Annotated in this window: 1 protein-coding gene; it reads left to right on the top strand. The window is 57.9% G+C overall.

Translation table 11 applies throughout. The features are described 5' to 3' along the window. The coding region (locus JIN85_RS20945) for a phage portal protein family protein (RefSeq protein WP_200274514.1) at positions 1-494 on the top strand (494 nt) is incomplete at both ends.

Here is a 494-nt window from a genome sequence, read left to right as displayed (position 1 = left end):
AATATCGGCTCGCAGGGTTTCCTCCGCACCAAGCCGGGCGTAAAGGTGAACATCTTGGCCCAAGGTTCGACCTCCGGCCAAAACCTGCCACAACGCGAATTGATCGCCTTGGCGGACCGTCAGTGCGATACGTTCATTTTGGGGCAAACGCTCACCTCCGGCACCGACAACAGCGGAAGTCGTGCCCTTGGCGAGGTCCACGAAGGAACCAAGAACGCGATGGTCGATGCCGTGGCGGATTTCGTTGGCGAAGTGCTCACTCATCAGTTGGCTCCTGCCATCGTCTCCCTCAATTGGGGCGAGCGCGACGACATCCCCGAGATCTGGGCGAAGCGCGAGGAATCCAAGGACGAGAAGGCGAAAGCTGAACGAATTGAGATTCTTTCCCGGATCGGAGTGGCGATGAGCAAACAATTCGTGTATGATGATCTGGGAGTTCCGATTCCGGCTCCCGATGAAGAGCTTTTCCAAGCCGCTCCGAATGGTGCCCAGGG

The organism is Luteolibacter pohnpeiensis, assembly GCF_016595435.1.
Classification (GTDB): Bacteria; Verrucomicrobiota; Verrucomicrobiia; order Verrucomicrobiales; family Akkermansiaceae; genus Luteolibacter; species Luteolibacter pohnpeiensis.
Note: the sequence above shows the minus strand (reverse complement) of the source record. Positions and strands in the feature narration are given on the sequence as shown.